This is a genomic window from Streptomyces sp. NPDC087859, from assembly GCF_044742595.1.
Classification (GTDB): Bacteria; Actinomycetota; Actinomycetes; order Streptomycetales; family Streptomycetaceae; genus Streptomyces; species Streptomyces canus_F.
On record NZ_JBIUUU010000014.1, the window covers coordinates 184,704 to 209,560 of the forward strand.

Consider the following 24,857-nt stretch of genomic DNA (forward strand, 5'->3'; position numbering starts at 1 on the left):
GGGCATGTTTCCCTTTCAACTATGGCCTTTCCGGCTTTCGTCCAGTTCACTCGGGACGGCCTGCCGCAAGGCAGTTCGGACCACAGGAAGCATGTACGGATATGTCCAAATCGTCCGAGAATCCGCAAGTACCGATAAATCCCCACCCCGTTAGCGCCGCCGAGGTCATCCCGGGGGATCTCGTCGCCCTGGCGCCGGAGGATGTCGAGGCGCCTCGGTGGTACGTCGTCACGCACACGCTGCCCGAGTCGCCGGAGACGATCCGGCTGACGTTGCGGCCGCCGTTGGGCGGGGTGGACCGGGACGAGGTGATCGGGCGGGAGCGGCCGGTGACCGTCGCCTGTCGGCGGATGGATGTCGCCGGGGTGCCTCGGCTCTCCTCGCCCCCTCTCGACGACGTCGAGTTCCGGGACGGGGACCGCGTGGGGTCCCTTCGGGCCGTCGATCCGGGTGCCGTCGAGATGACCTTCGTACGGCGGTGGGGGGTCTGGCATCGGGATCTCGACCACTGCGCCGAGTCGGCCGTGTCCGACCGTGACGTGCGGCGGTGGGCCGCCGACGCGGACCGGGAGGGGTTCGTCGTACGGCATCACCCTCGGCCGGCGCGTGCGGCCGCCGCCTCCGGACCTCGGCGGGTCGTCGTCACCGGGCTCGGGGCCGTCACCCCGCTCGGCGTCGGGGTCGACGAGCTGTGGCGGGGGCTGCTCGACGGGCGGCACGGGATACGGGAGTTGGACGACGAGGAGTTCCGTGAGCTGCCGGTGCGGGTGGCCGGGACCGTACCCGTCGATCCCGTCACGCTGCTGCCCCGCGCTGCCGCTCGGCGGATGAACCGTGCCGCCCAGTTCGCCGTGCTGGCCGCGCGGGAGGCCTGGGGGGATGCCGGGTTCGTGGACGGCGGGACGGTCGAGAGCGGGCTCGACCCGGCGCGCGTGGGGGTGAGCCTCGGGGCGATTCTCGGGGACGCGTCCGTGCTCGTCGGCGGGGACCGGAAGCTGCGGGACAAGGGACCTCGCGGGGTCTCGCCGCTCACCACACCCATGACCGTGCCCTCGCAGGCCGCCTCCCAGGTCTCCCTCGATCTGCACATCACGGGCGAGGCACGGACCGTCACCAGCGCCTGCGCCTCCGGGACCGAGGCGATCGGACAGGCCATCGACCGCATACGGTACGGCCGGGTCGACCTCGCTCTCGCGGGTGGCGCGGAGGCTGTCGTCACGCCGGCGATCATGGCCTCGTTCGCCTCCATGCGGGCGCTGTCCCAGGCGGGGCTGGCGGAGGGATCGCCCTCGCGGCCGTTCGCCAAGGATCGGGACGGGTTCGTGAACGGGGAGGGTGCGGGGGTGCTCGTACTCGAGGCCGAGGAGCATGCCCGGGCCCGGGGTGCGCGGATCTACTGCGAGGCCGCCGGGTGGGGGCTCTCCGCCGACGCGCATCACATGGCCGCGCCCGATCCGTCCGGCAGCGGGGTCGCGCTGGCCGTGCGGCGGGCGGTGCGGGACGCGGGTGGGCATGTGGTGGACGTCGTCCATGTGAACGCGCATGCGACGGCGACCGTGGAGGGTGACCTTGCCGAGGCGGGCGCTCTGCGAGCCGTGCTGGGGCGACGGTCGGTGCCGGTGACCGCGTTGAAGGGGCACCTCGGGCATCTGCAGGGGGCCGCGGGCGGGGTCGAGGCGATCGCCGCCGTGCTGACGTTGCATCACGGGGTGGTGCCGCCGACCGTGGGGTGCCGGGAGGTCGACGACGCGGTCGGGCTGGACGTGGTGCTCGGGGAGCCGCGGGAGTTGCCGGCCGACGGCGACCTGGCGCTCAGCAACTCGTTCGGGTTCGGGGGGCACAACGCGGTACTGGCCCTGCGGCGGCTCGGGCTCGCATAGTCCGGCACCGCCGGGCTGCGATGCCGGAAGGGACAGCGGGGCTCGCCTCAGGCCGAGCGCTTGCGGGGTGTCGTCTTCTTCGCCGTCGTCTTCTTCGCCGACGCCGTGGATCTCGACGCTGCGGACTTTGACGCCGTCTTCTTCGACGCCGTCTTCTTCGACGCCGTCGATTTCTTCGCCGACGCCGCCGTCTTCGCGGAAGCAGTCGTCTTCTTCGCCGCCGCGGTCGCCGTCGCCGTCGACTTCTTGCCCCCCGCCTGCTTCGGCGTGGCGCGTGCCGACTTGCGCTGGGGCAGGCGGCGGACCTCCGCGGGCTCCTCGCCCCGGGACTCCTTCGCGTCGCGGACGCTCTTCTCCAGGGCGGCCATGAGGTCGAGGACCTTGCCGCCCTTCGCGGGTTCCGGAGCATCGGGCACGGTCTCGCCGGCCGCCTTGGCGGCGACGACCTCCTCCAGGGCCTCGCGGTACTCGTCGTGGAGGTCGTCCAGGTCGATCTCGCCCAGGGTGTCCATCAGCGCGTCCGCGAGGTCCAGTTCCTTGTCGTTCACCGTGACCTTGGTGTCGGGCGCGACCCCCTGCGGGGCCCGGACCTCGTCCGGCCACAGCAGCCCGTGCATGGCGATCGCGTCCTCCACCACCCGCAGCATGCCCAGGCGCTCCCGGCCGCGCAGCGCGAACTTGGCGATGGCGACCTTGTTGCTGCGCTTCAGCGCCTCCCGCAGCAGCGTGTACGGCTTCGCCGCCGGGGCGCCGCCCGCCGCGAGGTAGTACGCCGCGTCCATCTGGAGCGGGTCGATACGGTCGGCCGGTACGAAGGCGACGATCTCGATCGTCTTGGCCGTCGGGAGGGGGAGGTGGGAGAGATCGTCGTCGGTGATCGGGATGATCGTGCCGTCGGCGTCCTCGTAGCCCTTGCCGATCTCGGCCGAGCCGACCTCCTTCTCCTCCAGCTCGCAGACCTTGCGGTAGCGGATGCGGCCGCCGTCCTCCAGATGGATCTGACGGAAGGAGATCGAGTGGCTCTCGGTGGCGTTGACCAGCTTGATGGGGATGCTGACCAGGCCGAACGAGATGGCGCCGTTCCATATGGATCGCACGATCAGCACCTTTCCGGAACATAAAGGCATTTGGGGTGTTATCCACCCATTCCGTGGGATTCTCATCGTATGACGCCGATCACCGAGGTGGACGGGCACCGGCTCGCGCTCAGCAATCTGGACAAGGTGCTGTATCCCGCGACCGAGTTCACCAAGGGCGAGGTGCTGCACTACTACGCGACCGCCGCCGACGCCCTGCTCCCCCATCTGCGGGACCGGCCGCTGTCCTTCCTGCGGTATCCGGACGGCCCCGACGGTCAGGTGTTCTTCGCCAAGAACGTGCCGCCGGGTACGCCCGACTGGGTCACCACGGCCGAGGTGCCCAGGTCGGAGGGGCCGGCGCGGATGGTGCTGGTCCAGGATCTGGCGAGCCTGATGTGGGCCGCGAACCTCGTCACGGAGTTCCATACGCACCAGTGGGTGATCCAGCGGCCCGACCATGCCGACCGGATCGTCTTCGATCTCGACCCCGGCTCCCCGGCCACCGTCGTGGACTGCTGCGAGGTCGCGCTCTGGCTGCGGGAGCGTCTCGCCGAGGACGGGATCGAGGCGTACGCCAAGACGTCGGGGTCCAAGGGGCTGCATCTGCTGGCCGCCGTGCACCCCACCCCGTCCGAACGCGTGACCGAGTACGCCAAGGAACTGGCCGTCGCCGCCGAGCGTGCCCTCCCCCGCCTCGCCGTGCACCGGATGACCAGGAGCCTGCGGCCCGGAAAGGTCTTCGTCGACTGGAGCCAGAACGCGGCCCGGAAGACGACCGCCACGCCCTACACGCTGCGGGCCCGACCGGAGCCCACCGTCTCCGCTCCCGTCACCTGGGACGAGGTCGAGGAGTGCCGGTCACCCGGCCAACTCACCTTCCTCGCGACGGACGTCCCGCCCCGCCTCCAGGACCACGGCGACCTGCTCGCCCCGCTCTTCGACAGCGCTGACGCCGCTCGGCTGCCCCCGCCTCGGTGACCGTCATCGCTTCAGGCGGTTGACGTGGTCACACCCGCGTCCAGGTGTGCCGGTCGCGTGCCATCGCGTGCAGGGCCTCCACGTCCGCCGGCTTGAGCATCCCGCCGAGCCGGGCCAGGCTCTCCACCTCCGTGTCCGCGATGATCCGGACCTCCCTCGGCGGGGCGGTGATCCGGACGTCCGTCGGCCCGACGAGGGCGAGGACGGGATGGACCTCGGCGGTCAGGGCGTAGGAGGCGCGGTCGGCGTCGGCGCGGACGCGGCGCAGCAGCGGACGGGCGTCGCGGCGGCCCAGGCCGACCATGGGGTCGGCGACCGTCACCCGTTGCTTGCGGGCGTACACCGAATGGATCGCGAAGAGGCCTCCCGGACCGATCGCCAGATGGTGGACGCGGTCGCCGCCGGGCAACGGGACCGAGTGCAGGACGTGCCAGCCCGCCCCGTCCAGCCGGTCCAGCGCCTCCCCCACCGCCTGCTCGGCCAGCAGTGCCCTGCGGCGCGGGTCCGGGCGCAGCCGGTGCGGTGGTCCCGGGTCGCGGTCGAGGGCGACCTGGAGGGCCTCGCCGGGGCGGTTGGGCGCCAGGTCGTCGTCCGGGTGGAGGGTGAGCCGGGCGAGCTCCGCCGGTGTCGGCACCGGGGGCGGCCCCACCGCCACCGGGCCGGTCAGGAAGGGACCGAGGACTTCGAGTACGTCGTCCCTGCGGTCCTCGCTCAGCAGGTTCACCCGGGCCGCCTCACGGTCGTACCAGGCGACGTTGCGCCCGTCCGTCAGGCACACGTAGAGCCGCTCCTGGCCGTGGCGCCAGGTCGGTATGACGCGCAGTCCGCTCATGCACCATCACCCCTTGACCATGGGAACAGGCGGGGTGCTCCAGGGGCAAGAAGGCGGTTACCTTTGGGAGTAGTTGGGTGGGGGAGTTGGGGAGGCGTTGTTGCGTACCCGCAGGAAGCAGCCCGACGTACCGGCCCCGGACAGTCCATGGAGCGAGATAGTGCCCGGCCTGTGGATGGGCGGGCACGAGTTCAGGGGGCACTCGGGGCAACTGGAATTCGCCGTCGTACGGGACGAGTTCGATCTCGTCCAGACCTTGCTGAGGCTGCCGGGGCACGGGCCCGACCCGGGAGTGGAACACCATGTCTGGCCGATTCCCGACGGGCCACTGGACGGAACCCAGCTCGCGGGCGTGATACGCCTCGCGCAAGCCGCGAGCGACGCACTGGACGAGGGCCGCAAGGTCCTCGTCCGCTGTTATCACGGCTACAACCGCTCGGGACTGGTCATCGCACACACGCTGATCCGGAGCGGGCGCTCCGCGGAGGAGGCGATCCGGACGATCCGGGCCCGCCGCTCGCCGTGGGCGCTGCACAACGACCTGTTCGTCGACTATCTGCGGGCGGGGCTGCCGACCGCACGGCTGCTGGAGGAGCTGGCAGAGTAGGCCCACGCCCCGCCCACCAGGTGCGCAAAAAGGACTTCCGTACGAATAAGGTGTACGGGCCGGTCACACCCCACCGCCCGCCCGTCCCGCCAGGAGCACAGTGCCACGCCCCGTCCGTTCCCTCGTCACCGCAGCCCTGGTGCTGGCCACCGTCGCGGGCTGCGGTGACGCGGGCGGCCTGCACGGCGCGGGCCCCACCTCGACCGCGACCAGCCCGGCCCGGCTGTGGCCGAATCTGACCCCTGCCGCCAGTCCCGCCTGGAACTACGACGACGGCGAGTCCGAGACCATGAAGGGCATCACGGCGCCGGGCGACGACGTCCGCGAGGTGGATCCGGTGGCCGTCGTGAAGGCGGAGATCGCCCAGCATCCCGACGAGTACTCCGGTGCGAAGGCGCCGTACCGCGAGACGGCCCGCCGCATGGCGTACTGCGGGAAGAAGCCGGCCGACAGCCGGTGCCCGCTGCTCAAGGCGTACTACCGCGACCTCACCGGCGACGGGCACGACGATCTGACGCTGGGGTTCCGGCTGCTGCCGGGCCACCAGACGGCGGTGCGCGTCTACACCTTCGAGGGCGGCCGGCTGGTCCAGGTCATGGCCAACGAGGACGCCGTGAGCGGGGTCGAGCTGGCCGGGCGCTCGGTGATCATCCACGCGCCGTCCGACCTCGCGGACTACGAGTACCGCTTCCAGTGGACCTGGGATCCGGAGCAGCGCGTCATGCTGCTGACCCACGACGAGATGCTGCACATCGGCAAGAGCCCGTCCCCGTCGGGGAGCTCGCGGTGAGGCTCGCGCTCCCCCGGTGGGCCGGCGCCCTCGCCGTGAAGGCCGCCCTCTTCATCACGGTGATGTGCTGTGCGCTCGCCGCGTTGCTCGGCGTCCTCGTACATGTCTCGGTGACCAACCAGACCGTCGGCCAGGCCCGTGACCTCGCGCTCCAGCGACTCGAGGACGCGACCTCGGCGTACGAGGCCGGGGACACCCTCGGACCCTTCGCGGGCGTCGATCCGCCGGGACTGCCGACCTCGCTGCGGGACCTGGCCGTGGCGGGCGACCGCGGCACGATGGTCGCCTCCCGGGACGGGGACCCCACGATGTGGGCGGCCGGCCCCGCCGACGGGGACCGGGCCCTCGCGGTCCGCGTCGACTATCGCCAGCAGGCCCGCACCATCGCCGCCCTCGACCGGTCGATCCTGTGGTCCTCGGCGCTGGCGATCGGGGCGACGCTGCTGGTGGGGGCGTTCGCGGTGACCCGGGTGACCCGGCGGCTGCACGCCACGGCCCGGGTGGCCCGCCGGATCAGCGCGGGTGACCTGGACGCACGGGTCGACGATCCCCGCACGAAGGATCCCTCGCGGCCCCAGGACGAGGTCGCCGCGGTCGCCGCGGCACTGGACTCCATGGCGGCCTCGTTGCAGGGGAAGCTGCTGAGCGAGCAGCGGTTCACGGCGGATGTGGCGCATGAGCTGCGGACGCCGTTGACCGGGTTGCACGCGGCGGCGGAGCTGTTGCCTCCGGGGCGGCCGACGGAGTTGGTGCGGGACCGGGTGGGGGCGCTGCGGACGCTGACGGAGGATCTGCTGGAGATCTCGCGGCTGGACACCGGGCGGGAGCGGGTGGAGCTGGACACCGAACCGTTGAGGGCGCTGGCCGAGCGGGTGGTGCGGGCGTCCGGGACCGACACCGAGGTCGTCGTCGTACGGGATGTTTCCGTGGAGACGGATCGGCGGCGGCTGGAGCGGGTGCTGGGGAATCTGGTGGCCAATGCGCATCGGCATGGGCGGGGGCCGGTGTCTCTGACGGTGGACGGGCCGGTCGTGATCGTTCGTGATCACGGGGACGGGTTTCCGGAGTATCTGGTCGAGCACGGGCCGCAGCGGTTCCGGACGGAGGGGGGTTCCAAGGGGCATGGGCTGGGGCTGACCATCGCGCTCGGTCAGGCGGAGGTGTTGGGGGCGCGGCTTTCGTTCGCGAATGCGGCCGGTGGTGGGGCGGTTGCGACGTTGACGCTGCGGTCGTTCGCGGTCTGACGGTTGTGTGTGGCCGGTCGCGCCCACGCGGCGGAGCCGCATATCGGATACAGCTGCGCGCTCCTATGGCCCATCGTGGCGCGCGTTCATCCGCGAGCGCTCCTAATGTGGCGAATAGTCAGCTTCGCCCCATACGTGGAGGTCTCCCCCATGTCCCTGCGTTCCCGTCTCTCCATAACCGTCGCCGCCGGCGCCCTTCTCGCCACGGCCGCCGTCACCCCCGCCGTCGCGAACGACGACTGGAACGGCTCCCAGAGCACCTCCCAGAGCGACTCCCAGAGCGGCTCCCGCGGCGACTGGGGCCAGAACCACCAGAGCAAGCCGCGCCTCTACAAGGGCGTCGTCACGGCGAGCACGCTGCGGCTGCGCAGCAAGCCGACGACCGGCTCCCAGGTCATCCGCTACGCCTACCAGGGCGAGATCGTCTCGATCTTCTGCAAGACCGGCGGCCAGAACGTCGACGGCAACCACCTCTGGTACCTCCTCACGGACGGCACCTGGGCCTGGGGCGCCGCCCGGTACATCGACAACATCGGGGCCGCGCCACGCTGGTGCTGAGGCTAGGAAGACAACCTGCACCATTTGGGTAAGTTCCGGACATGACCAAGGCCGGAACCACCGTGGCTCAAGCGGATCCCCCCGCTCCCGCTGTACGTCTCCCCCGGCGCCGTGGCATCGAACTCGCCCTCATCGTCGTCGCCGTACTGCTCTCCGTGTACGGCTACTGCGCTGTCGGCCTCGCCACCTACGGCGCCGTCCCGCCCGGCGCCGCCGGCTACGGCGCCGGGCTCGGTGTGCTGGCGCTGGTCGCGCATCTCGTGGTGCGCTACCGGGCGCCGTACGCCGATCCGCTGCTTCTGCCGATCGGCGTCCTGCTCAACGGGCTCGGCCTGGTCCTCATCTACCGGCTCGACCTGGAGACGCCCGGCGACCGGGCGGCCCCCACCCAACTCGTGTGGTCCACGGTCGGCGTCGCCCTGTTCATCGTGACCGTGCTGCTGCTCCGCGACTATCGCGTGCTCCAGCGGTACGCGTACGTCTGCGTGGCGGCCGCCCTCGTGCTGCTCACCCTGCCGATCTTCTTCCCCTCCGTGAACGGGGCCCGGATCTGGATCCGGATCGCCGGATTCTCCATCCAGCCGGGCGAGTTCGCGAAGGTGCTGCTCGCGGTCTTCTTCGCGGCCTACCTCGCCGCCAACCGCAACGCGCTCGCGTACGCGGGGCGCCGGGTGTGGCGGCTCCAGCTGCCGACCGGGCGGGTGCTCGGGCCGATCGTGGCGATCTGGCTGCTGAGCGTGTGCGTGCTGGTGCTGGAGCGGGACCTCGGGACCTCGTTGCTGTTCTTCGGACTGTTCGTGGTCCTGCTCTACGTCGCCACCGGGCGCACCGGCTGGATCGCCGTGGGCCTGCTGCTGGCCTCCTTCGGCGCGGTCGCCGTCGGATGGCTGGAGCCGCATGTGCACAGCAGGGTCGAGGACTGGCTGCATCCGTTCGCCTCGATCGAGGCCGGCCAGGGGCCGAACCAGCTCGCACAGTCCCTGTTCGCCTTCGCCGCCGGCGGCATGCTCGGCACCGGGCTGGGGCTCGGCCACTCGATCCTCATCGGGTTCGCCGCGAAGTCGGACTTCATCCTGGCGACGGCGGGCGAGGAGTTGGGCCTGGCCGGGCTGTCGGCGATCTTCCTGCTCTACGCCCTGCTGGTGGAGCGCGGGATCCGGGCCGGGCTGGCGTTGCGCGATCCCTTCGGGCGGCTGCTCGCCGTCGGGCTCGCCTCGATCGTGGCGTTGCAGGTGTTCGTCATCGCCGGCGGGGTGACCGGGCTGATCCCGCTGACCGGGATGGCGATGCCGTTCCTGGCGCAGGGCGGTTCGTCGGTCGTCACCAACTGGGCGATCGTGGCGCTGCTGATCCGGGTGAGCGACTCGGCCCGCAGCCAGTACGACGGGGAGGTGGCCCCATGACCCGGGACAGGACCCGGCACATGACCCGCTACATCCGGCACGCCGCCTGCTTCTGTGCCCTGCTGCTCGCGGCGCTGCTCGTCAACGCCACCCGCGTCCAGGTCTTCGAGGCCCGGTCCTACGACGACAACCCCGCCAACCGCCGCTCCTCCATCGCCCGTTACGGCCAGCCGCGCGGCGACATCCTGGTCGGCGAAGAGCCGGTCACCGGCTCCCAGGACACGGACGGGCGGCTGCGCTTCGAACGGACGTATCCCAAGGGCCCGTTGTACGCGCCGGTCACCGGGTTCGCCTCGCAGATCTACGGCACGACGTTCCTGGAGCACACCGAGGACGGCATCCTGTCCGGGACCGACCCGATGCTCTCGGCGTTCCCGCTGTGGAACGACTTCACTCGTGCCCAGAGCCCCGGCGGGAACGTGGTCACCACGATCAACGGGGCCGCTCAGGAAGCGGCTTACGCGGGGCTCGCCGGACGGAAGGGCGCGGTGGCGGCCGTCGAGCCGTCGAGCGGGCGGATTCTGGCACTGGTGTCGAGCCCGTCGTACGACCCCGGGGTGCTGTCCGGGAACGGCGCGGCCGTGGAGCGGTCCTGGGCGGGGCTGAACGAGGACCCGGACAAGCCGATGCTCAACCGGGCGATCCGGCAGACCTATCCGCCGGGTTCGACCTTCAAGGTGGTGACCGCGGCGGCCGCGCTGGACGCGGGAGTGGTGACGGACGTGGAGAAGCCGACCGACTCGCCGGACCCCTACCGTCTGCCGGGCACCTCGACCTCGCTGGTGAACGAGGCGACGGGCTGTGCGGACGCCTCGGTGCACGCGGCCTTCGTGTGGTCGTGCAACACGGTGTTCGCCAAGCTGGGGGTGCGGGTCGGGGTGGCGGACATGGCGGCCACGGCGGCGGGGTTCGGCTTCAACGACCAGGGGCTCGGCATCCCGTTCTCCGTCGCCGAGAGCACCTTCGACGTCTCCGTCGACAAGGCGCAGCTCGCGCTGTCGTCGATCGGGCAGTACAACACGCGGGCCACACCGCTGCAGATGGCGATGGTGTCGGCGGCGGTCGCGAACGGGGGTCAGCTGCGGCCGCCGTATCTGGTGGAGCGTACGACCCGTTCGGGCGGTGCCACCGTGGCGACGTCCGGCTCCCGGCCGGTACGGCAGGCGATGTACCCGTCGACCGCCGTACGTCTGAAGGAGCTGATGGAGGACGTGGTGCGGGAGGGCACCGGCACCAACGCCGCGATCCCCGGCGCGAGGGTCGGCGGCAAGACCGGCACCGCGCAGCACGGGGTCGGCAACTCCGGGACGCCGTACGCCTGGTTCATCTCCTGGGCGCAGGGCGAGCGGGACATGGAACCGAAGGTCGCGGTCGCCGTGGTGGTGGAGGACGCGGAGGCGGACCGGGGGGAGATCAGCGGGGGCGGGGACGCGGCGCCGATCGCCCGGGCGGTGATGGAGGCGGTGCTCAACTCGTAGGGCGGCGGCGCCTGTTCACGTGGTGAGACGGGGTCTGTACTTCCGACAGAGGGCCGACCTAACGTTCGGTACATGACTTCAGCCGCCGCTTACGAACTCGCCCAGGTCAATGTCTCCCGCCTCAGGTTCCCGCTGGATTCACCCGAGTTGAAGGACTTCGTCGACGCGCTCGACCCGGTCAACGCCTCCGCCGAGGCGGCCGACGGCTACGTCTGGCGTCTGCAGTCCGAGGGGGGCGACGCGACCGACATCAAGGTCTTCGGCGACGACTGGCTGATCATCAACCTGACGGTGTGGCGGGACACCAACGCCCTGACGGCCTTCATGTACCAGGGGCAGCACCGCGAGATGCTGGCCCGGCGCCGCGAGTGGTTCGAGAAGGTCACGGAGGCGATGACGGCCCTGTGGTGGGTCCCGGCCGGCCATCGCCCGACGGTCGCGGAGGCCGAGGCCCGCCTCCTGCACCTCCGGGCGAACGGCCCGACCCCGTACGCCTTCACCCTGCGGACGTCGTTCCCGGCCCAGGGCGCGGAGCCGGTGTCGTTCGCGGTGCCGGAGGATCTGGGCTGCGGGGTCTAGGGCCTGAACGGCGGACGGTCCCTAGCCCGCTCCGCCGGGTACCGCCTCCCGCCGTCGCAGCCACCCCTCCGGCACGTCTTCCACACCCGTACGGGCGGCGACGATGCCGCCCGTGATGGCGCAGGTGGTGTCGACGTCGCCGAAGCCCTCGGCGGTGGCCCAGAGGGCGGAGACGAGGTCGTCGGGGTGGCGGGCGGCGGTCCAGAGGGCGAAGGGGACGGTGTCGTCGGCGCGGATCCGCTGTCCGTTGCCGAGGAGGTCGGAGGCCTTCCAGGGTTCGGTGGAGAAGGGGACTTCCGCGGCCCGGACGAGGCCCTCTTGCACCGCGCTCCGGGGCGTCAGCGACGCCACCGCGTCCAGCGTCAGCTCATGTCCGGCAGACAGCGCCGCGGCCACCGCCACGGCGACCGCACCCGCGACCCCCTCCGGATGGGCGTGCGTGACCTCGGCCGACAGGGTGGCCTGCTCGACCACCCGGGACAGATCGGTGTGGAACCACGCGCCCAACGGCGCCACCCGCATCGCCGAGCCATTGCCGAGGCTGCCCTCGCCGCCGAAGAGCTCCCGGGCGAACTCGGGCCAGCGGCCGGGCTCGTGGAGCAGCCGGGGCAGCAACTGGTGCATGCCATGGCCGTACCCACGGGCGGGATCGGCGTCGTAGCCGAGCGCGAACGCCTGGGCCAGCTCGGTCTGGCGTACCTCACCGAACTCGTCGAGCACCCGGAAGATCCCGAGCGCCATGGCCGTGTCGTCGGTCCAGTGCCACTCGGGCTCCTGCGGCACCCGACGGTCACGGACCTCGTTGTACGCCTGCCGGGGCTCGCGGAAGAGCGGGAACCACCGCTCGCCGAACGCGTCACCGAGGGCGAGGCCCTCGAGGCTGCGCCGCGCGGCGGCACGGTCCGGGACGATGGTCACTCACTGGCCCCCAGTTCGATCGACTGCCGCACTTCGGCGACGCGTTCATGCTCCTCCGCCGCGAACCGTTCCGCATCCAGTTTCTCGGCGATCTCCTCGTCCTGGGCCATCAGCAGATCGAGGTTGGAGTCCCCCATCTCGAAGACCCCCATGTCGACATAGGCCTGCTGGAGCCGCTTGCCCCACAGTCCGATGTCCTTGACGCAGGGCACGATGCGCGAGAACAGCAACTGCCGGAACAGGGCGAGGAATTCGGACTGCTCGCTGTACTCCTCGGCCTCGGCGGTCGGGATCCCGAAGTTCTCCAGGACCTCGACGCCCCGCAGCCGGTCCCGCATCAGGTAGCAGCCCTCGATGACGAACTCCTCCCGCTCCCGGAGTTCGGCGTCGCTGAGCTGCTTGTAGTAGTCCCGCAGCGCCATCCGCCCGAAGGCCACGTGCCGGGCCTCGTCCTGCATGACGTAGGCGAGGATCTGCTGGGGCAGCGGCTTGTCGGTCGTGTCGCGGATCATCCCGAAGGCGGCGAGGGCGAGCCCCTCGATGAGGACCTGCATCCCCAGATAGGGCATGTCCCACCGGCTGTCCCGCAGGGTGTCGCCCAGCAGGGACTGGAGGTTGTCGTTGACCGGGTAGAGCATCCCGATCTTCTCGTGCAGGAACCGGCCGTAGATCTCCGCGTGCCGGGCCTCGTCCATCACCTGGGTCGCCGAGTAGAGCTTGGCGTCGAGGTCGGGCACGGACTCGACGATCCGCGCGGCGCACACCATCGCGCCCTGCTCACCGTGCAGGAACTGGCTGAACTGCCAGGAGGCGTAGTGCTGTCGCAACTCCCCCTTGTCCTTCTCCGTCAGCTTCGCCCAGTGCTTGGTGCCGTACAGGGACATGGACTCGTCGGGGGTGCCGAGTGGGTCGTTCGGATCGACCTCCAGCTCCCAGTCGATGCGCTTCTGCCCGTCCCACTGCTTGTCCTTGCCCTTCTGATAGAGGGCGAGCAGACGGTCCCGCCCGTCGTCGTACTCCCAGCTGAAACGCGCCGCGCCGGTGGCCGGCACCTGCCAGTGGGGATCTCCCGGATCTGTGGCGTACAGGTCGAAAGTCGGCATGTCCCGCAGGCTCACACGCGGTAGACGCGGGGTCAACAAGTCGCGCGCGAGGGATTGACGAGCTTGCTGACAAGCAGTCTCATAAGGGCATGACGACGTTGACGGACGCCGACGCGCTCGCGGGACTGCGCGATGCGCTCGGCCTGCTCAAGGACCGGGAGCAGGTGGCCCAGCGGCTCCTCGACTCCTCCGCGAAGCACTCCTTCGACCCGGACAAGGAACTGGACTGGGACGCGCCCTTCGAGGAGGGCAAGTGGTTCTGGCCGCCGGAACTGGTCTCCCTCTACGACACCCCGATGTGGAAACGGATGAGCGAGGAGCAGCGGATCCTGCTCTCCCAGCACGAGGCGGCGGCGCTGGCCTCGCTGGGCATCTGGTTCGAGATCATCCTGATGCAGCTGCTCGTCCGGCACATCTACGACAAGGCGGCGACGAGTGCGCATGTGCGCTACGCGCTGACCGAGATCGAGGACGAGTGCCGGCACTCGAAGATGTTCGCCCGGCTGATCTCGCGCGGCGGCACCCCCTGGTACCCGGTCAGCCGGGCCCATCAGAACCTGGGCCGCCTCTTCAAGACCATCTCCACCACCCCCGGCTCCTTCACGGCCACGCTGCTCGGCGAGGAGGTCCTCGACTGGATGCAGCGGCTGACGTTCCCCGACGAGCGGGTGCAGCCCCTGGTCCGGGGCGTGACCCGCATCCACGTCGTGGAGGAGGCCCGCCATGTCCGCTACGCCCGTGAGGAACTGCGCCGCCAGATGATGACGGCGCCCCGGTGGTCGCAGGAGTTCACCCGGGTGACGTCCGGGGAGTTCGCCCGGGTGTTCTCGGTGGCGTTCGTCAATCCGGAGGTCTACACGAATGTGGGGCTGGACAGCCGGGAGGCGATGGCGCAGGTGAAGGCCAGCGGCCACCGCCGGGAGGTCATGCAGACGGGCGCGAAGAAGCTGACGGACTTCCTGGACGACATCGGGGTGCTGCGGGGGGTCGGGCGACGGCTGTGGAGGGCTTCGGGGCTGTTGGCTTGATCGTCGGGTGCGGGCCGGTGGGGGCTGGTCACGCAGTTCCCCGCGCCCCTGAAAAGCTGGGTCCAGTGCACGTACCTCAGGGGCGCGGGGAACGCCCGACTACGCTGCACCCATGACCCCTGCCGCGCCCGCCTACCGCCGTCTGAGTGTCGAGGAGCGCCGCACCCAGCTCCTCGAGGCCGCCCTCGGCCTCTTCGCGCACCGCGCACCCGAGGACGTGTCTCTCGACGACGTGGCGGAGGCGGCCGGAGTCTCCCGCCCCCTGGTGTACCGGTACTTCCCCGGCGGCAAGCAGCAACTGTACGAGGCCTCTCTCAGATCCGCCGCCGATGAACTCCGGCAGTGCTTCGACGAGCCCCGCGAGGGCCCGCTCCTCATCCGTCTCTCCCGTGCCCTGGACCGCTACCTCGCCTTCGTCGACCAGCACGACGCCGGTTTCAGCGCCCTGCTCCAGGGCGGCAGCGTGGTCGAGACGTCCCGTACGACGGCCATCGTGGACGGCGTACGCCGAGCCGCGGCCGAGCACATCCTCAGCCACCTCGGGGTCACCGAACCGGGCCTCCGGCTCCGCATGACCGTACGCATGTGGATCACCGCGGTGGAGGCGGCGTCCCTGATCTGGCTCGACGAGGGCAAGCAGCCTCCCCTCGACGAGCTCCGCGACTGGCTGGTCGACCAGTTCGTCGCCGTACTCACCGTCACCGCCGCCCGCGACCCGCAGACGGCGACGCTGGCGCAGGCCCTCACGTCGGATATCTGAGACTGGTCCCGTGAAGAGCGAAGACACCCCCTTCGAGGGCGGCCCGATGGACGGCCGCGTGCTGCCCGTCCTCCTGGGCCCCACCGGCCACCCGCCCAAGCAGTACCGCATCCCGGTCCCGGACGCCGCCGGCGGCCCGCCCACCGTGCTGGTCTACCGGCGCGTCCCCCGGGGCCAGAGCAAGCGGCTCGGCCTCCCGCAGGGGTGGAAGTACGAGTACGAGCCCGAGGGCACACCGTCCCGGCTGCGCTGGCCATGGTCGAAACCCGGCACCAAGCCCGACGCCACGCCGGGTGGCAAGCGGGAGGACACCGACGGGTGACGTGATTGGGCCGAACCGCGCACGCTCGACGCGCGCGCCCTTCCGGCCCGTCCCATGCTCGCGGTGCGGAACAGAGTGGCTGTCCCGCACCGGAGGTGATGACGTGTCAGGAAGGCTTCTGCGCCTGGCGTGTACGGCGGCGATCGCGGCCGGTACCGCCCTGGCGCCCGTGCCCGCGAACGCCGTACCGGAACCCGGGGAGCGCACCGTCGCCGAACTGCTGACGGACCTTCAGCGCCTGTACCGGGAGGCGGAGCGGGCCACGGAGACGTACAACGCTACCGAGGAGAAGCTGAGTAAGCAGAAGGCGGAGGTGCTCCGTCTGGACACCGCGCTGTCCCGGGCCCGGCTCTCCCTCCACGACAGCCGGGGCGCGGCCGGCCGTCTGGCCCGCCAGCAGTACCAGAACAGCACCGACATCTCCCCGTACGTCCGTCTGCTCCTGGCCCGCGACCCCCAGCACGCCCTCGACCAGGGCCATGTCATCGGCCGGATGGCCCAGGAGCGCGCCGAGACGGTCGGCCGCCTGACCGGGAGCGAGAAGAAGGCCGACGGCGTGGCGCGCGCGGCCCGCAAGGCGCTGGACGGCCAACTCACCCTGGCCGCACGCCAGAAGAAGGACCGGGACGAGGTACGGAGGAAGCTGCACGACGTCGAGGAGCTGCTCTCGTCCTTGAGCGAGGAGCAGGTGCGGGAGCTCGCCCGGTTCGAGGAGGACGAGATCACCGAGGCACAGGACGACCTCATCGCGTCGGGTGCCCTGAGCGACAAGGACGGCAAGCCGTCGGACCAGGGCGACAAGGCGGTGCGCTATGCCATGGACCAGCTCGGGAAGCCGTACAAGTGGGGTGCGGAGGGGCCGAAGGAGTACGACTGCTCAGGTCTGACCTCGCAGGCGTGGGGTCATGCGGGGACGCCCATCCCCCGGACCAGCGAGGAGCAGTGGGCGCGGCTCCCCCGTATCCCTCTCAAGGAGCTGCGCCCCGGCGACCTGGTGGTCTACTTCCCCGACGCCACCCATGTGGGGATGTACCTGGGCAAGGGCAGGATCGTCCAGGCTCCGAGGACCGGGGAGAAGATCAAGGTGTCGCCGATCGCGTCGAACCCGATCCTCGGAGCCGTACGCCCTGATCAGGACAGCGAGGCCAGGTAGGCCGCCGTCTTGTCGGGCTCGTAGAAGAAGTTCTCGAAGTCGGCCGGGTCGTTGAACGCGTTGGCGAACCGGTCGGCGGCGGGCTGCAACTGTCCTGCCGCGCCGATGAGGTTCAGGATGTGCTCCGGCGGCGGCGCCAGCATCGCGTTCGTCCACTTGGTGACGTGCTGGGCCGTGTCCCAGTAGCGGTCGAACGTGCCCTGCATCCACTCCTCGTCGAACTCCTTCTCCCCGCGCTCGAGGATCGAGGCGAGGTACGAAGCGGCGCACTTGGAGGCGGAGTTGGAGCCCTGGCCGGTGATCGGGTCGTTCGCGACGACGACGTCGGCGACACCGAGGACGAGGCCGCCACCGGGCAGACGGCCGATGGGGTTACGGACGGTGGGCGCGTACCGGCCCGCCAATGTGCCGCCCGCGTCGGTCAGTTCGACCTTCGTGGCCCGCGCGTACTCCCACGGCGTGAACCGCTCCATGAGTTCCAGGGTCAGGGAGAGGTGTTCCGCGGGGTCCTTGACGCCGTTGAAGACGTCGAGCGGGCCGCCGGGTATGCCCTCCCAGAACAGGATGTCCGCGCGGCCGGAGGTCGTGAGGGTCGGCATGATGAACAGCTCGCCGACACCGGGGACCAGGTTGCAGCGGACCGCGTCGTAGTCCGGGTGCTCGGGCCGGGGGCCCAGGCCGTGGACGTACGACACGGCCAGCGCGCGCTGCGGCTCGCTGTACGGCGAACGGGAGGCGTCCCGGCCGAACATCGACACCAGCTCGCCCTTGCCCGCCGACACCAGCACCAGGTCGTACGTACGGGAGAAGTAGTCGAGGTCGGAGACCGCCGCGCCGTGGATGACGAGCTGGCCGCCGCGCTGGGCGAACGTCTCCATCCAGCCCGCCATCTTCACGCGCTGGTCGACCGACTGCGCGTACCCGTCGAGCTTGCCCACCCAGTCGATCGCACGGGCCGCGGGACCCTCGGCCCACGAGCCGGGGGCCGCGACCGAGACGCCGAGTCCTTCGATCTTCGGGGCCTGGGACTCCCAGAAGTTCAGCTCGAGATCGCGCTCGTGCTGCAGTGCCGTGTGGAACATGCACTGCGTCGACATGACCCGGCCGGAGCGGATCTCGTCCGCCGTCCGGTTCGACATCAGGGTGACCTCGTACCCGTGCGACTGGAGTCCGAGGGCGAGCTGGAGACCGGACTGGCCGGCCCCTACGACGAGTATCTTCCGCATACGGCTGGTGGCTCCTAGGTCGCGACTACTCGGGTGTTTCGTCCAGCGCGTGGCCGACGAGGGCCAGGAGGCTCTCGATCACCGAGATCCTGCGGCGCGCATCCATGATCATTACAGGTATGTGCGCGGGGATCGTCAACGCCTCCCGCACGTCCTCCGGTTCGAACAGCTCGCTGTCGTCGAAGTGGTTGACCGCGACGACGTACGGCAGCCCGCAGCTCTCGAAGTAGTCCAGCGCCGGGAAGCAGTCCTTCAGCCGGCGGGTGTCGGCCAGCACGACCGCGCCGATCGCACCGCGCACCAGGTCGTCCCACATGAACCAGAACCGCTGCTGGCCCGGCGTGCCGAACAGATAGAGCACCAGGTCGTCGTCGAGCGTGAGGCGGCCGAAGTCCATGGCCACGGTGGTGGTCAGCTTGCCGGGCGTGGCGGTGAGGTCGTCGGTCTCCTCGCTCGCCTCGGTCATCAGCGCCTCGGTCTGCAGAGGCGTGATCTCCGAGACGGCGGTGACGAGCGTGGTCTTGCCGACGCCGAAGCCGCCGGCCACGACTATCTTCGTCGCGATCGGGGCCCGGGTACGGTCTGTCTGCCAGGACTTCACGTCCTCGTCGGTGTCGTCAAAGACGGCGGAGTCCACTCAGCACCCTTTCGAGCAGAGCGCGGTCCGGGCGGCCGGTGCCGTGACCGGTGCCGGTGCCGTACACACGGATCTTTCCCTGGTCCGCGAGGTCGCTCAGGAGCACGCGGACCACGCCGAGCGGCATCTTCAGCAGCGCGGCGATCTCGGCCACCGTGCGCATACGGCGGCAGAGTTCGACGATGGCCCGCATCTCCGGCATGACCCGGGTGTTGAGGGAACCATTCGTCAGTTCCTTGCGCTCCTCGGCTGCCTCCAGTGCCGCGACGAACGTCTCCACGAGGAGGACGTGGCCGAAGCGGGTGCGGCCGCCGGTGAGCGAGTAGGGGCGGACACGGGCGGGCTTGCGGTCCCCGCCGCGGACGGGGAGGTTCGGACGGCCGGTCATCGCCCGCCCCCCGTGGTCTCGGACTCCAGCGACTGCCGTAGCTCACTGCGGAGTTCGGGGGTCAGGACGTGCCCGGCACGGCCGACGAACAGCGCCATGTGGTACGCCACGACGCTCATGTCGCTGTCCGCAGAGCCGTGCACACCGAGCAGCGAGCCGTCGCTGATCGACATCACGAAGAGACTGCCCTCGTCCATCGCGACCATCGTGTGCTTCACCCCGCCGGACTCCATGAGCTTGGCGGCGCCGATGGTGAGGCTGCCGATGCCGGACACGATGGTCGCGAGATCGGCGGAGGAGCCTCGTGGGCCCTTCGGGGTGGTGCGGGTCTGACGGGCCTCGTCGTTGGTGCCGGGGTCGGAGGAGAGCAGGAGCAGGCCGTCCGATGAGACGACCGCTACTGACTGGATGCCCGGCACCTCCTCGACCAGGTTCGTCAGCAGCCAGTGCAGGTTGCGGGCTTCACTGCTCAGTCCGAAGGTACTGGGCGCGGTCAACTGCTTGCCTCCTCGGGAGTGCCCCCCGTGGAATCTTCGCTGTGTGCGGGCGTCCTCGTCTGACCCGTCTGTTCGGCGATCTCTGCTTCTACGTCGCGGTAGCCGGCCTCCGCCCCCCGGCGGAAGCCGCCGAGCCTCCGGCGGAGGGCTTCGGCGTCCACGGAACTGCTGCGCGGCCGCGGTGTGGTCGCGGGCGCGGTGATCTTCGGTGTGCGCTTGGGGAGGCCCTTCGCGGTGAGCTGGTCCTCGTCCGGGGTGCGCTCGTGCTCCGTCTCGCCGTCGTCGGGCGCGGGTGGCCCCTGTGGGGGTTCCTCGCCGTCGGCGGCCGCGGGTTCGGGGGTTGCCTCGGGCTCCGCCGGAACCGGCAGCAACAGCTCCATCGTCGTCTCGGCCGGGGTCTCCGCCCCCGCCGTCTCCGACGTCCGTACCGCCTTCTCCGCCAGGGCCACCAGCACGTCACCGGTGCCCGAACGGGTGGGCAGGACGTTGGAGTTGGCCTCCGCGTCGGCGCCCGGCAGGGAGAAGGTGTGGTCGGTGGGCAGCGGGGCGGAGGAGGGGACCGCGGCGGACGGTGCCGGCGCCAGCAGGCCCTTCGGGAGGACGACCACCGCGGCGATGCCGCCCTGCTTCTGCTCGCGGAGCTGGACGCGGACGCCGAGGCGGTGGGCGAGGCGGGCGACGACGTACAGGCCGAGGCCGAGGCCCTCCTCGCCCTCCTGGTCGTACGGGGAGTCCGGGTCGAAGTCGGCGAGGCGGGAGTTGAGGCGGGTCAGCCGCTCGTCGGTCACGCCGATGCCCTCGTCCTGGACGGAGAGCATGACCTCGCCGCTCTCCAGCAGCCAGCCGGAGACCTCGACGGGCATGTCCGGCGGGGAGAACGACGTGGCGTTCTCCATCAGCTCGGCCAGGAGGTGGGACAGGTCGTCGGCCGCGAAGCCCGCGACATGCGCGTGCGGGGGCAGGGCCGCGATACGGACGCGCTCGTAGCGCTCGATCTCGCTCACCGCCGCCCGTACGACATCCACCAGCGGGACCGGGCCCGCGTGCTGCTGGACGTGCTCCGTGCCGGCGAGGACCAGGAGGTTCTCGCTGTGGCGGCGCATGACCGTGGCGAAGTGGTCGAGCTTGAAGAGGGTGGCGAGGCGGTCGGGGTCCTGTTCGCGCTCCTCCAGGCCCTCGATGACGGCGAGTTGGCGTTCCACCAGGCCGAGGGTGCGCAGGGCGAGGTTGACGAAGGTGCCGCCGATGCTCTCGCGAAGCCGCGCCAACTGGGCGGCGGACTCGGCGAGTTCGGTGCGCAGCTCCTCGCGGGCGTCGGCCATCTTCTGGCGCTGGCCGACCAGGTGCTTACGGTCGGACTCCAGGGTGACGACGCGCTCCTGGACCGCGACGGCGTGCGCGTGCAGGGCGTTGACGGAGCGGACGACCTGGGCGAACTCGTCGTTGCGGCCGGTGAACTTGACCGGTTCCTCGGCGGCCGGCTCCTCGGACCCGGCGAGCCGTGCGGAGCCCAGGCGCAGGACGGCGAGGGGGCGGGTCAGGGTGCGGGCCATGGCGGTGGCGATACCGACGGCGAGCAGCATGAGGGCGCCGAGGACCGCGACGCGCAGCTCCAACGCGGTGACGTCGTCGTCGCGGAGCTGGGCGAGGTCCTTGGTGCGCTGGTTGTAGAGGGCGGACTCCACACCGCGCATGAGGTCCACGCGGGCGGAGAGAGCCGCGTCGGCCTTCTTGGTGCTGGTGTCGAGTTCGCCGTCGGAGAGCGTGGCCCGGTCGGTGAGGCCGGCGAGGTACTTCTCGGCGGAGTTGACCTCGGGGCCGGTGACCGTGGAGTCGAAGCTGTTCTTCGCGGCCTCGGGAGCCGTGTCGTGGAAGTCGGCGAGGGCTGCGTCGGAGCGCAGCCGGGCCTGCTGGGCGGCGGCGGTGAGGGCGTCGCGCTGCTTGGTGTCGGCGGCCGAGGAGGCGACGACGGTGGAGGCGATCCCGGTGACGGGGTCGGTGACCGTCTGGGTGGTGCGGGGCACGTTGAGCGCCGCGAGGAGCAGGCCGCGGGTGGCGGCCGCCTGCTGTACGGCGGAGTCCAGCTCGGCGAGCGCGTAGGCGCCGGAGCCCGCGCGGGGCGGCATCTGCTCGGGCAGGTGCTCGGCGAGACGGTGCAGCTCGTTGATGGCCGCGGAGTAGGTCTGGTGCACCTCGAGGGCGGAGCTCTTGCCGGTGAGCGCCGCGCGGCGCAGGGCGGCGATGCCGTCGAGATCCGCGCGGAGGTCGGCGGGGGTGTCGGTGTCGGCGCGCAACTCCTCGACCTGGCGGTCGACGCGGGCGCCGCGCTGCTCGGAGGGCGCCTTGGACTTGGCGCGCCCGGCGGCGACGTACGAGGTGACCTCGTCCCGTTCGTCGGCGAGCGAGTGCGCGAGGATCAGGGCGTCCTGGGTCTGCTCGGCGAGCGTCACCAGGTCCTGGGAGTCGCTCAGTTCTCCCGAGGCGGCGAGGATCGAGGGGGCCCCGGCTCCGGCGATGGCGGCTGCCACGACGGCCGCGGCGATGATCAGCCGGTTGCGTACGTGGGTGGGGCGGCCCTTGCCGACGGCGGAACCGTCGGCGGTGGTGGGATCGGCGGGGGCCGTCTGCTTGCTCGTACGACGTGGCCGCGTCTTCTGCACCGGTGCTCGCATTCCTGACTCGTGTACCCATGGGCCCGGGTGACGCTCCGTCAACTGGAGTCACACACCGGGTACGTTTCCCGACCCTCCCAGTGCCGCTGGGCAGCGGGCGCGCATCACCCGACCCGCCACCCGAAGGAGTGAACCCCGGACGGGAGTTGGCGAGCAAGTTCCGGTGGCATGGTCAGCGACCTTGACCGGCGGGCCGGTTGGACGTCGCCGCCGACCGATGGCATTATCCGCCACCACGTCTTCCCGGAGTGAACCAATCCCTCCCAAACCAGGCGCCTGACCTGCGCGGCTGCGCCCGTCCGGCAACCATTGCCAGCCTTTTGTGAACACCGTGAAGGGCTCGTGCAGACTGGCCGGATGCGTACGGAACTTGTCTCGGAGCCCGGCGACCGCACCCGCCCCAACGAGGACTTCGCGAGCGTCGCCCTTCCGGCCTCCGGACAGGGCGGGGCGCTCGTGGTCCTGGACGGCGTCACGCCGCCGAAGGGCGGGACGGGGTGTCTGCATTCCGTCCCCTGGTTCACGGCACGCCTGGGTGGCGCGCTGACCGAACTGACCGTTTCCCTCCCCGATGTTCCGCTGACCGAGGCGTTGGGCCTCGCCATCTCCCGTACCTCCGCGTCCCACGCCCACACCTGTGACCTTTCTCACCCACGAACACCGCAGGCAACGGTGGTCGTCGCACGCTGGTCGGCGCGGACGGTGGAGTACCTGGTCCTCTCGGACTCGGCCCTGCTGCTGGAGTCGCAGGACGGCACGGTGACGGCCGTCCTCGACGACCGCCTCGCCCGCCTCCCCCGCTCCGCCCTGGCCACGGACGCCCTCATCGACTCGACCCTCCGCAACATGGAGGGCGGCTTCTTCACCGCCGCGGCCGATCCGTCGGTGGCGGGCAGGGCGGTGACGGGCGCGCTGCCGCGTTCGTCGGTCCGTTCCCTGGCCGCGCTGACGGACGGGGCGGCCCGGTGGGTGGAGAAGTTCCGCGAGGGGGACTGGGCGGACTGTTTCACCCTCGTACGGAAGGACGGGGCGGGGGCGCTGGTGGCGCGGGTGCGGGAGCTGGAGAGCGCGGATGCGGAGGGCCGGATGTATCTGGGGCGGAGCAAGACGCATGACGACGCGACGGTGGTGTACGCCGAGTTGTGAGGCGGGGTCGGGTCAGCGCTCCATGCCCCGGTTCAGCTCATGCAGCAGCCGCGCTAGTTCGGACACCTCGCGGGGGTCCCAGTCCGCCAGCCGCCCCGCGTACCGCGCCCGTCGCGCGTTCCGTACCCGCCCGACCCGGGACCGTCCCTCCGCCGTGAGCTCGACGAGCCAGGCGCGTCCGTCCGCGGGGTCCGGGGCGCGGGTGACGAGGCCCAGGGTCTCCAGGGCGCGCAGCTGGCGGGACATGGTGGCCTTGCCGACGCCGATGTAGGCGGCGAGTTCCGTGGCGCGCTGCTGTCCGGACTCCTCGAGCCGCACCAGCAGTCCGTACGCGGCGGACTCCAGGTCAGGGTGGACTTCGCGTGCCATCTCGCCCTGGTTGGCCCGGGCGCGCCGCAGGAGCACGGTCAACTCGCGTTCCAGCGCCAGGAACTCTGGCTGGTCGAGACCAGTCCTGGGCCCTCCGGGCCCGTCTCCGTGTCCGCCGTCGTTCCCGTCTTCGTGCACGTCAGTCCCTGCCTCGGTTTTCCCGGTTGTGAAAGTTTCCGCCAAATTGCGCCGTCACCGCAGCTCGGTAAGTATTTCGCAGGGCTAGACCAACGGCAGCAACCGGTCCCTCTTCCCACCCGCTCGTCGACGTGCGTAGCTTCTTGACCAGGCGCTGACTCTGGCATGCCCACGCCATACACCCCCGGCCGGGTGTCCCCCACCGAGCATCACCGAGCCCTCGGAGGCACGCCATGCCCGCGCACAGACCCGGATCGCCCCGCCCGCGCCCTCTGTTCCTCGCCGGCGTCCTCACCGCCGTGTTCGCGCTGCTGTCCATAGCCCCGGCGTCGGCCGCCGAGTCGCCCGACGCCACAGCCACCCCGACGCGCGGCACCGCCCGCATGGGCATGGGCGTCGTCGCCCACGACGGACAGGGCGGCCTGCCCGCAGGCACCCGCGCCGCCCAGACCGAGGGCGTCGACGTGGCCAGCTACCAAGGCAACGTCGCCTGGACGACCCTCTGGAACAGCGGGGTCCGGTGGGCCTACACCAAGGGGAGCGAGGGGACGTACTACACGAACCCCTACTTCTCCCAGCAGTACAGCGGCTCCTACGGCGTCGGCATGATCCGCGGCGCGTACCACTTCGCGACCCCGGACACCACGACCGGAGCAACGCAGGCCAACTATTTCGTCGACCACGGAGGCGGCTGGTCCGCCGACGGCAGGACCCTGCCCGGCACCCTCGACATCGAGTGGAACCCGTACGGCGACTCCTGCTACGGAAAGACCAAGAGCGCGATGGTGAGCTGGATCCGTGACTTCCTGAACCGGTACAAGGCCCGCACCGGCCGGGACGCCGTCATCTACACCTCCACCAGCTGGTGGACCCAGTGCACCGGCAACTACGCCGGCTTCGCCGCCAACCCGCTGTGGATCGCCCGCTACGCCTCGACCGTGGGGACCCTCCCGGCCGGCTGGAGCACCTACACGATGTGGCAGTACACCTCGTCCGGACCGACGGTCGGCGACCACGACCGGTTCAACGGGGCGCTCGACCGGGTGCAGGCGCTCGCCAAGGGCTGATCCCC

At 70.9% G+C, this 24,857-nt stretch carries 25 protein-coding genes; 15 read left to right on the forward strand and 10 right to left on the reverse strand.

Going from position 1 to position 24,857, the window contains the following annotated elements; translation table 11 throughout:
- The first annotated feature begins 101 nt into the window (after positions 1 to 101).
- The gene (locus ACIOHP_RS32570) at positions 102 to 1,880 is read left to right on the forward strand and encodes a beta-ketoacyl-[acyl-carrier-protein] synthase family protein (RefSeq protein WP_401893191.1); all 1,779 of its coding nucleotides are present in this window, start codon (positions 102 to 104) and stop codon (positions 1,878 to 1,880) included.
- Positions 1,881 to 1,927: 47 nt separating this feature from the next.
- Here ACIOHP_RS32570 and ACIOHP_RS32575 read toward each other — a convergent pair whose 3' ends face one another.
- On the reverse strand, positions 1,928 to 2,977 hold the full coding sequence (locus ACIOHP_RS32575; RefSeq protein WP_401893193.1) for a Ku protein: 1,050 nt from the start codon (positions 2,975 to 2,977) through the stop codon (positions 1,928 to 1,930).
- A gap of 69 nt (positions 2,978 to 3,046) precedes the next feature.
- On the opposite strand from ACIOHP_RS32575, the gene ligD reads away from it, so the two are divergent.
- Positions 3,047 to 3,937 carry a non-homologous end-joining DNA ligase gene (ligD, locus tag ACIOHP_RS32580; RefSeq protein WP_401893194.1) on the forward strand — a complete coding sequence of 297 codons (891 nt, stop codon included), beginning with the start codon at positions 3,047 to 3,049 and terminating at the stop codon, positions 3,935 to 3,937.
- A 28-nt stretch (positions 3,938 to 3,965) separates the two neighbouring features.
- On the opposite strand, the gene ACIOHP_RS32585 is transcribed toward ligD, so the two are convergent.
- The gene (locus ACIOHP_RS32585; protein ID WP_401893195.1) at positions 3,966 to 4,769 is read right to left on the reverse strand and encodes a nuclease-related domain-containing protein; all 804 of its coding nucleotides are present in this window, start codon (positions 4,767 to 4,769) and stop codon (positions 3,966 to 3,968) included.
- A gap of 100 nt (positions 4,770 to 4,869) precedes the next feature.
- Between ACIOHP_RS32585 and ACIOHP_RS32590 the strand changes: the two genes are divergently transcribed.
- The 7 genes from ACIOHP_RS32590 (at position 4,870) to ACIOHP_RS32620 (ending at position 11,428) form a co-directional block, all read left to right on the forward strand.
- Complete coding sequence (locus ACIOHP_RS32590; RefSeq protein ID WP_401893196.1) at positions 4,870 to 5,376, forward strand: dual specificity protein phosphatase family protein; 507 nt, start codon at positions 4,870 to 4,872, stop codon at positions 5,374 to 5,376.
- A gap of 100 nt (positions 5,377 to 5,476) precedes the next feature.
- Positions 5,477 to 6,166, forward strand: coding sequence for a hypothetical protein (locus tag ACIOHP_RS32595; protein WP_401893198.1), 690 nt, complete (start codon positions 5,477 to 5,479; stop codon positions 6,164 to 6,166).
- Entirely contained in the window at positions 6,163 to 7,410 is a 1,248-nt protein-coding gene (locus ACIOHP_RS32600) for an ATP-binding protein (protein ID WP_401893200.1), read from the forward strand. Before ACIOHP_RS32595 ends, ACIOHP_RS32600 begins: the two co-directional genes overlap by 4 nt.
- Before the next feature lie 150 nt (positions 7,411 to 7,560).
- Entirely contained in the window at positions 7,561 to 7,968 is a 408-nt protein-coding gene (locus tag ACIOHP_RS32605) for an SH3 domain-containing protein (RefSeq protein WP_401893201.1), read from the forward strand.
- A 41-nt stretch (positions 7,969 to 8,009) separates the two neighbouring features.
- Entirely contained in the window at positions 8,010 to 9,371 is a 1,362-nt protein-coding gene (locus ACIOHP_RS32610) for an FtsW/RodA/SpoVE family cell cycle protein (RefSeq protein ID WP_401893202.1), read from the forward strand.
- Positions 9,372 to 9,391: 20 nt separating this feature from the next.
- On the forward strand, positions 9,392 to 10,849 hold the full coding sequence (locus ACIOHP_RS32615) for a penicillin-binding transpeptidase domain-containing protein (protein ID WP_401893318.1): 1,458 nt from the start codon (positions 9,392 to 9,394) through the stop codon (positions 10,847 to 10,849).
- Between the two features lie 72 nt (positions 10,850 to 10,921).
- Positions 10,922 to 11,428 carry a DUF3291 domain-containing protein gene (locus ACIOHP_RS32620; protein WP_401893204.1) on the forward strand — a complete coding sequence of 169 codons (507 nt, stop codon included), beginning with the start codon at positions 10,922 to 10,924 and terminating at the stop codon, positions 11,426 to 11,428.
- 21 nt (positions 11,429 to 11,449) lie between these two features.
- On the opposite strand, the gene ACIOHP_RS32625 is transcribed toward ACIOHP_RS32620, so the two are convergent.
- A complete protein-coding gene (locus tag ACIOHP_RS32625) occupies positions 11,450 to 12,346 on the reverse strand; it encodes an ADP-ribosylglycohydrolase family protein (protein ID WP_361542216.1) in 897 nt (298 codons plus the stop codon).
- Entirely contained in the window at positions 12,343 to 13,449 is a 1,107-nt protein-coding gene (locus tag ACIOHP_RS32630; RefSeq protein ID WP_401893206.1) for a ferritin-like domain-containing protein, read from the reverse strand. The genes ACIOHP_RS32625 and ACIOHP_RS32630 overlap by 4 nt, the downstream gene beginning before the upstream one ends.
- 89 nt (positions 13,450 to 13,538) lie before the next feature.
- On the opposite strand from ACIOHP_RS32630, the gene ACIOHP_RS32635 reads away from it, so the two are divergent.
- The 4 genes from ACIOHP_RS32635 (at position 13,539) to ACIOHP_RS32650 (ending at position 16,712) form a co-directional block, all read left to right on the forward strand.
- Positions 13,539 to 14,477 (forward strand): diiron oxygenase, encoded by a 939-nt coding sequence (locus ACIOHP_RS32635; RefSeq protein WP_327719372.1) that lies wholly within the window; start codon positions 13,539 to 13,541, stop codon positions 14,475 to 14,477.
- Positions 14,478 to 14,589: 112 nt separating this feature from the next.
- Entirely contained in the window at positions 14,590 to 15,237 is a 648-nt protein-coding gene (locus tag ACIOHP_RS32640; RefSeq protein WP_401893208.1) for a TetR/AcrR family transcriptional regulator, read from the forward strand.
- A gap of 10 nt (positions 15,238 to 15,247) precedes the next feature.
- Complete coding sequence (locus ACIOHP_RS32645; protein ID WP_361479476.1) at positions 15,248 to 15,559, forward strand: hypothetical protein; 312 nt, start codon at positions 15,248 to 15,250, stop codon at positions 15,557 to 15,559.
- 103 nt (positions 15,560 to 15,662) lie between these two features.
- On the forward strand, positions 15,663 to 16,712 hold the full coding sequence (locus ACIOHP_RS32650; RefSeq protein ID WP_401893210.1) for an NlpC/P60 family protein: 1,050 nt from the start codon (positions 15,663 to 15,665) through the stop codon (positions 16,710 to 16,712).
- Here the strand turns inward: ACIOHP_RS32650 and ACIOHP_RS32655 are convergent.
- Genes ACIOHP_RS32655 through ACIOHP_RS32675 form a run of 5 tightly spaced genes read right to left on the reverse strand, consistent with a single transcriptional unit; the run spans position 16,691 to position 22,120 of the window.
- The gene (locus ACIOHP_RS32655) at positions 16,691 to 17,938 is read right to left on the reverse strand and encodes a styrene monooxygenase/indole monooxygenase family protein (protein ID WP_361542232.1); all 1,248 of its coding nucleotides are present in this window, start codon (positions 17,936 to 17,938) and stop codon (positions 16,691 to 16,693) included. The genes ACIOHP_RS32650 and ACIOHP_RS32655 overlap by 22 nt on opposite strands.
- Before the next feature lie 25 nt (positions 17,939 to 17,963).
- The gene (locus tag ACIOHP_RS32660) at positions 17,964 to 18,575 is read right to left on the reverse strand and encodes an ATP/GTP-binding protein (RefSeq protein ID WP_361479485.1); all 612 of its coding nucleotides are present in this window, start codon (positions 18,573 to 18,575) and stop codon (positions 17,964 to 17,966) included.
- Positions 18,556 to 18,963, reverse strand: a complete 408-nt coding sequence (locus ACIOHP_RS32665) for a DUF742 domain-containing protein (protein ID WP_307025926.1) — start codon at positions 18,961 to 18,963, stop codon at positions 18,556 to 18,558. Before ACIOHP_RS32665 ends, ACIOHP_RS32660 begins: the two co-directional genes overlap by 20 nt.
- Entirely contained in the window at positions 18,960 to 19,460 is a 501-nt protein-coding gene (locus tag ACIOHP_RS32670; RefSeq protein WP_307025928.1) for a roadblock/LC7 domain-containing protein, read from the reverse strand. The genes ACIOHP_RS32665 and ACIOHP_RS32670 overlap by 4 nt, the downstream gene beginning before the upstream one ends.
- Positions 19,457 to 22,120 carry a nitrate- and nitrite sensing domain-containing protein gene (locus ACIOHP_RS32675; RefSeq protein ID WP_401893212.1) on the reverse strand — a complete coding sequence of 888 codons (2,664 nt, stop codon included), beginning with the start codon at positions 22,118 to 22,120 and terminating at the stop codon, positions 19,457 to 19,459. The genes ACIOHP_RS32670 and ACIOHP_RS32675 overlap by 4 nt, the downstream gene beginning before the upstream one ends.
- 369 nt (positions 22,121 to 22,489) lie before the next feature.
- On the opposite strand from ACIOHP_RS32675, the gene ACIOHP_RS32680 reads away from it, so the two are divergent.
- Positions 22,490 to 23,278: a protein phosphatase 2C domain-containing protein gene (locus ACIOHP_RS32680; protein ID WP_401893214.1), complete on the forward strand. Its 789-nt coding sequence runs from the start codon at positions 22,490 to 22,492 to the stop codon at positions 23,276 to 23,278.
- Between the two features lie 12 nt (positions 23,279 to 23,290).
- On the opposite strand, the gene ACIOHP_RS32685 is transcribed toward ACIOHP_RS32680, so the two are convergent.
- Positions 23,291 to 23,785: a MarR family winged helix-turn-helix transcriptional regulator gene (locus ACIOHP_RS32685; protein ID WP_401893216.1), complete on the reverse strand. Its 495-nt coding sequence runs from the start codon at positions 23,783 to 23,785 to the stop codon at positions 23,291 to 23,293.
- Between the two features lie 233 nt (positions 23,786 to 24,018).
- Between ACIOHP_RS32685 and ACIOHP_RS32690 the strand changes: the two genes are divergently transcribed.
- Positions 24,019 to 24,852 carry a lysozyme gene (locus tag ACIOHP_RS32690; protein ID WP_361542248.1) on the forward strand — a complete coding sequence of 278 codons (834 nt, stop codon included), beginning with the start codon at positions 24,019 to 24,021 and terminating at the stop codon, positions 24,850 to 24,852.
- Positions 24,853 to 24,857: the final 5 nt, after the last annotated feature.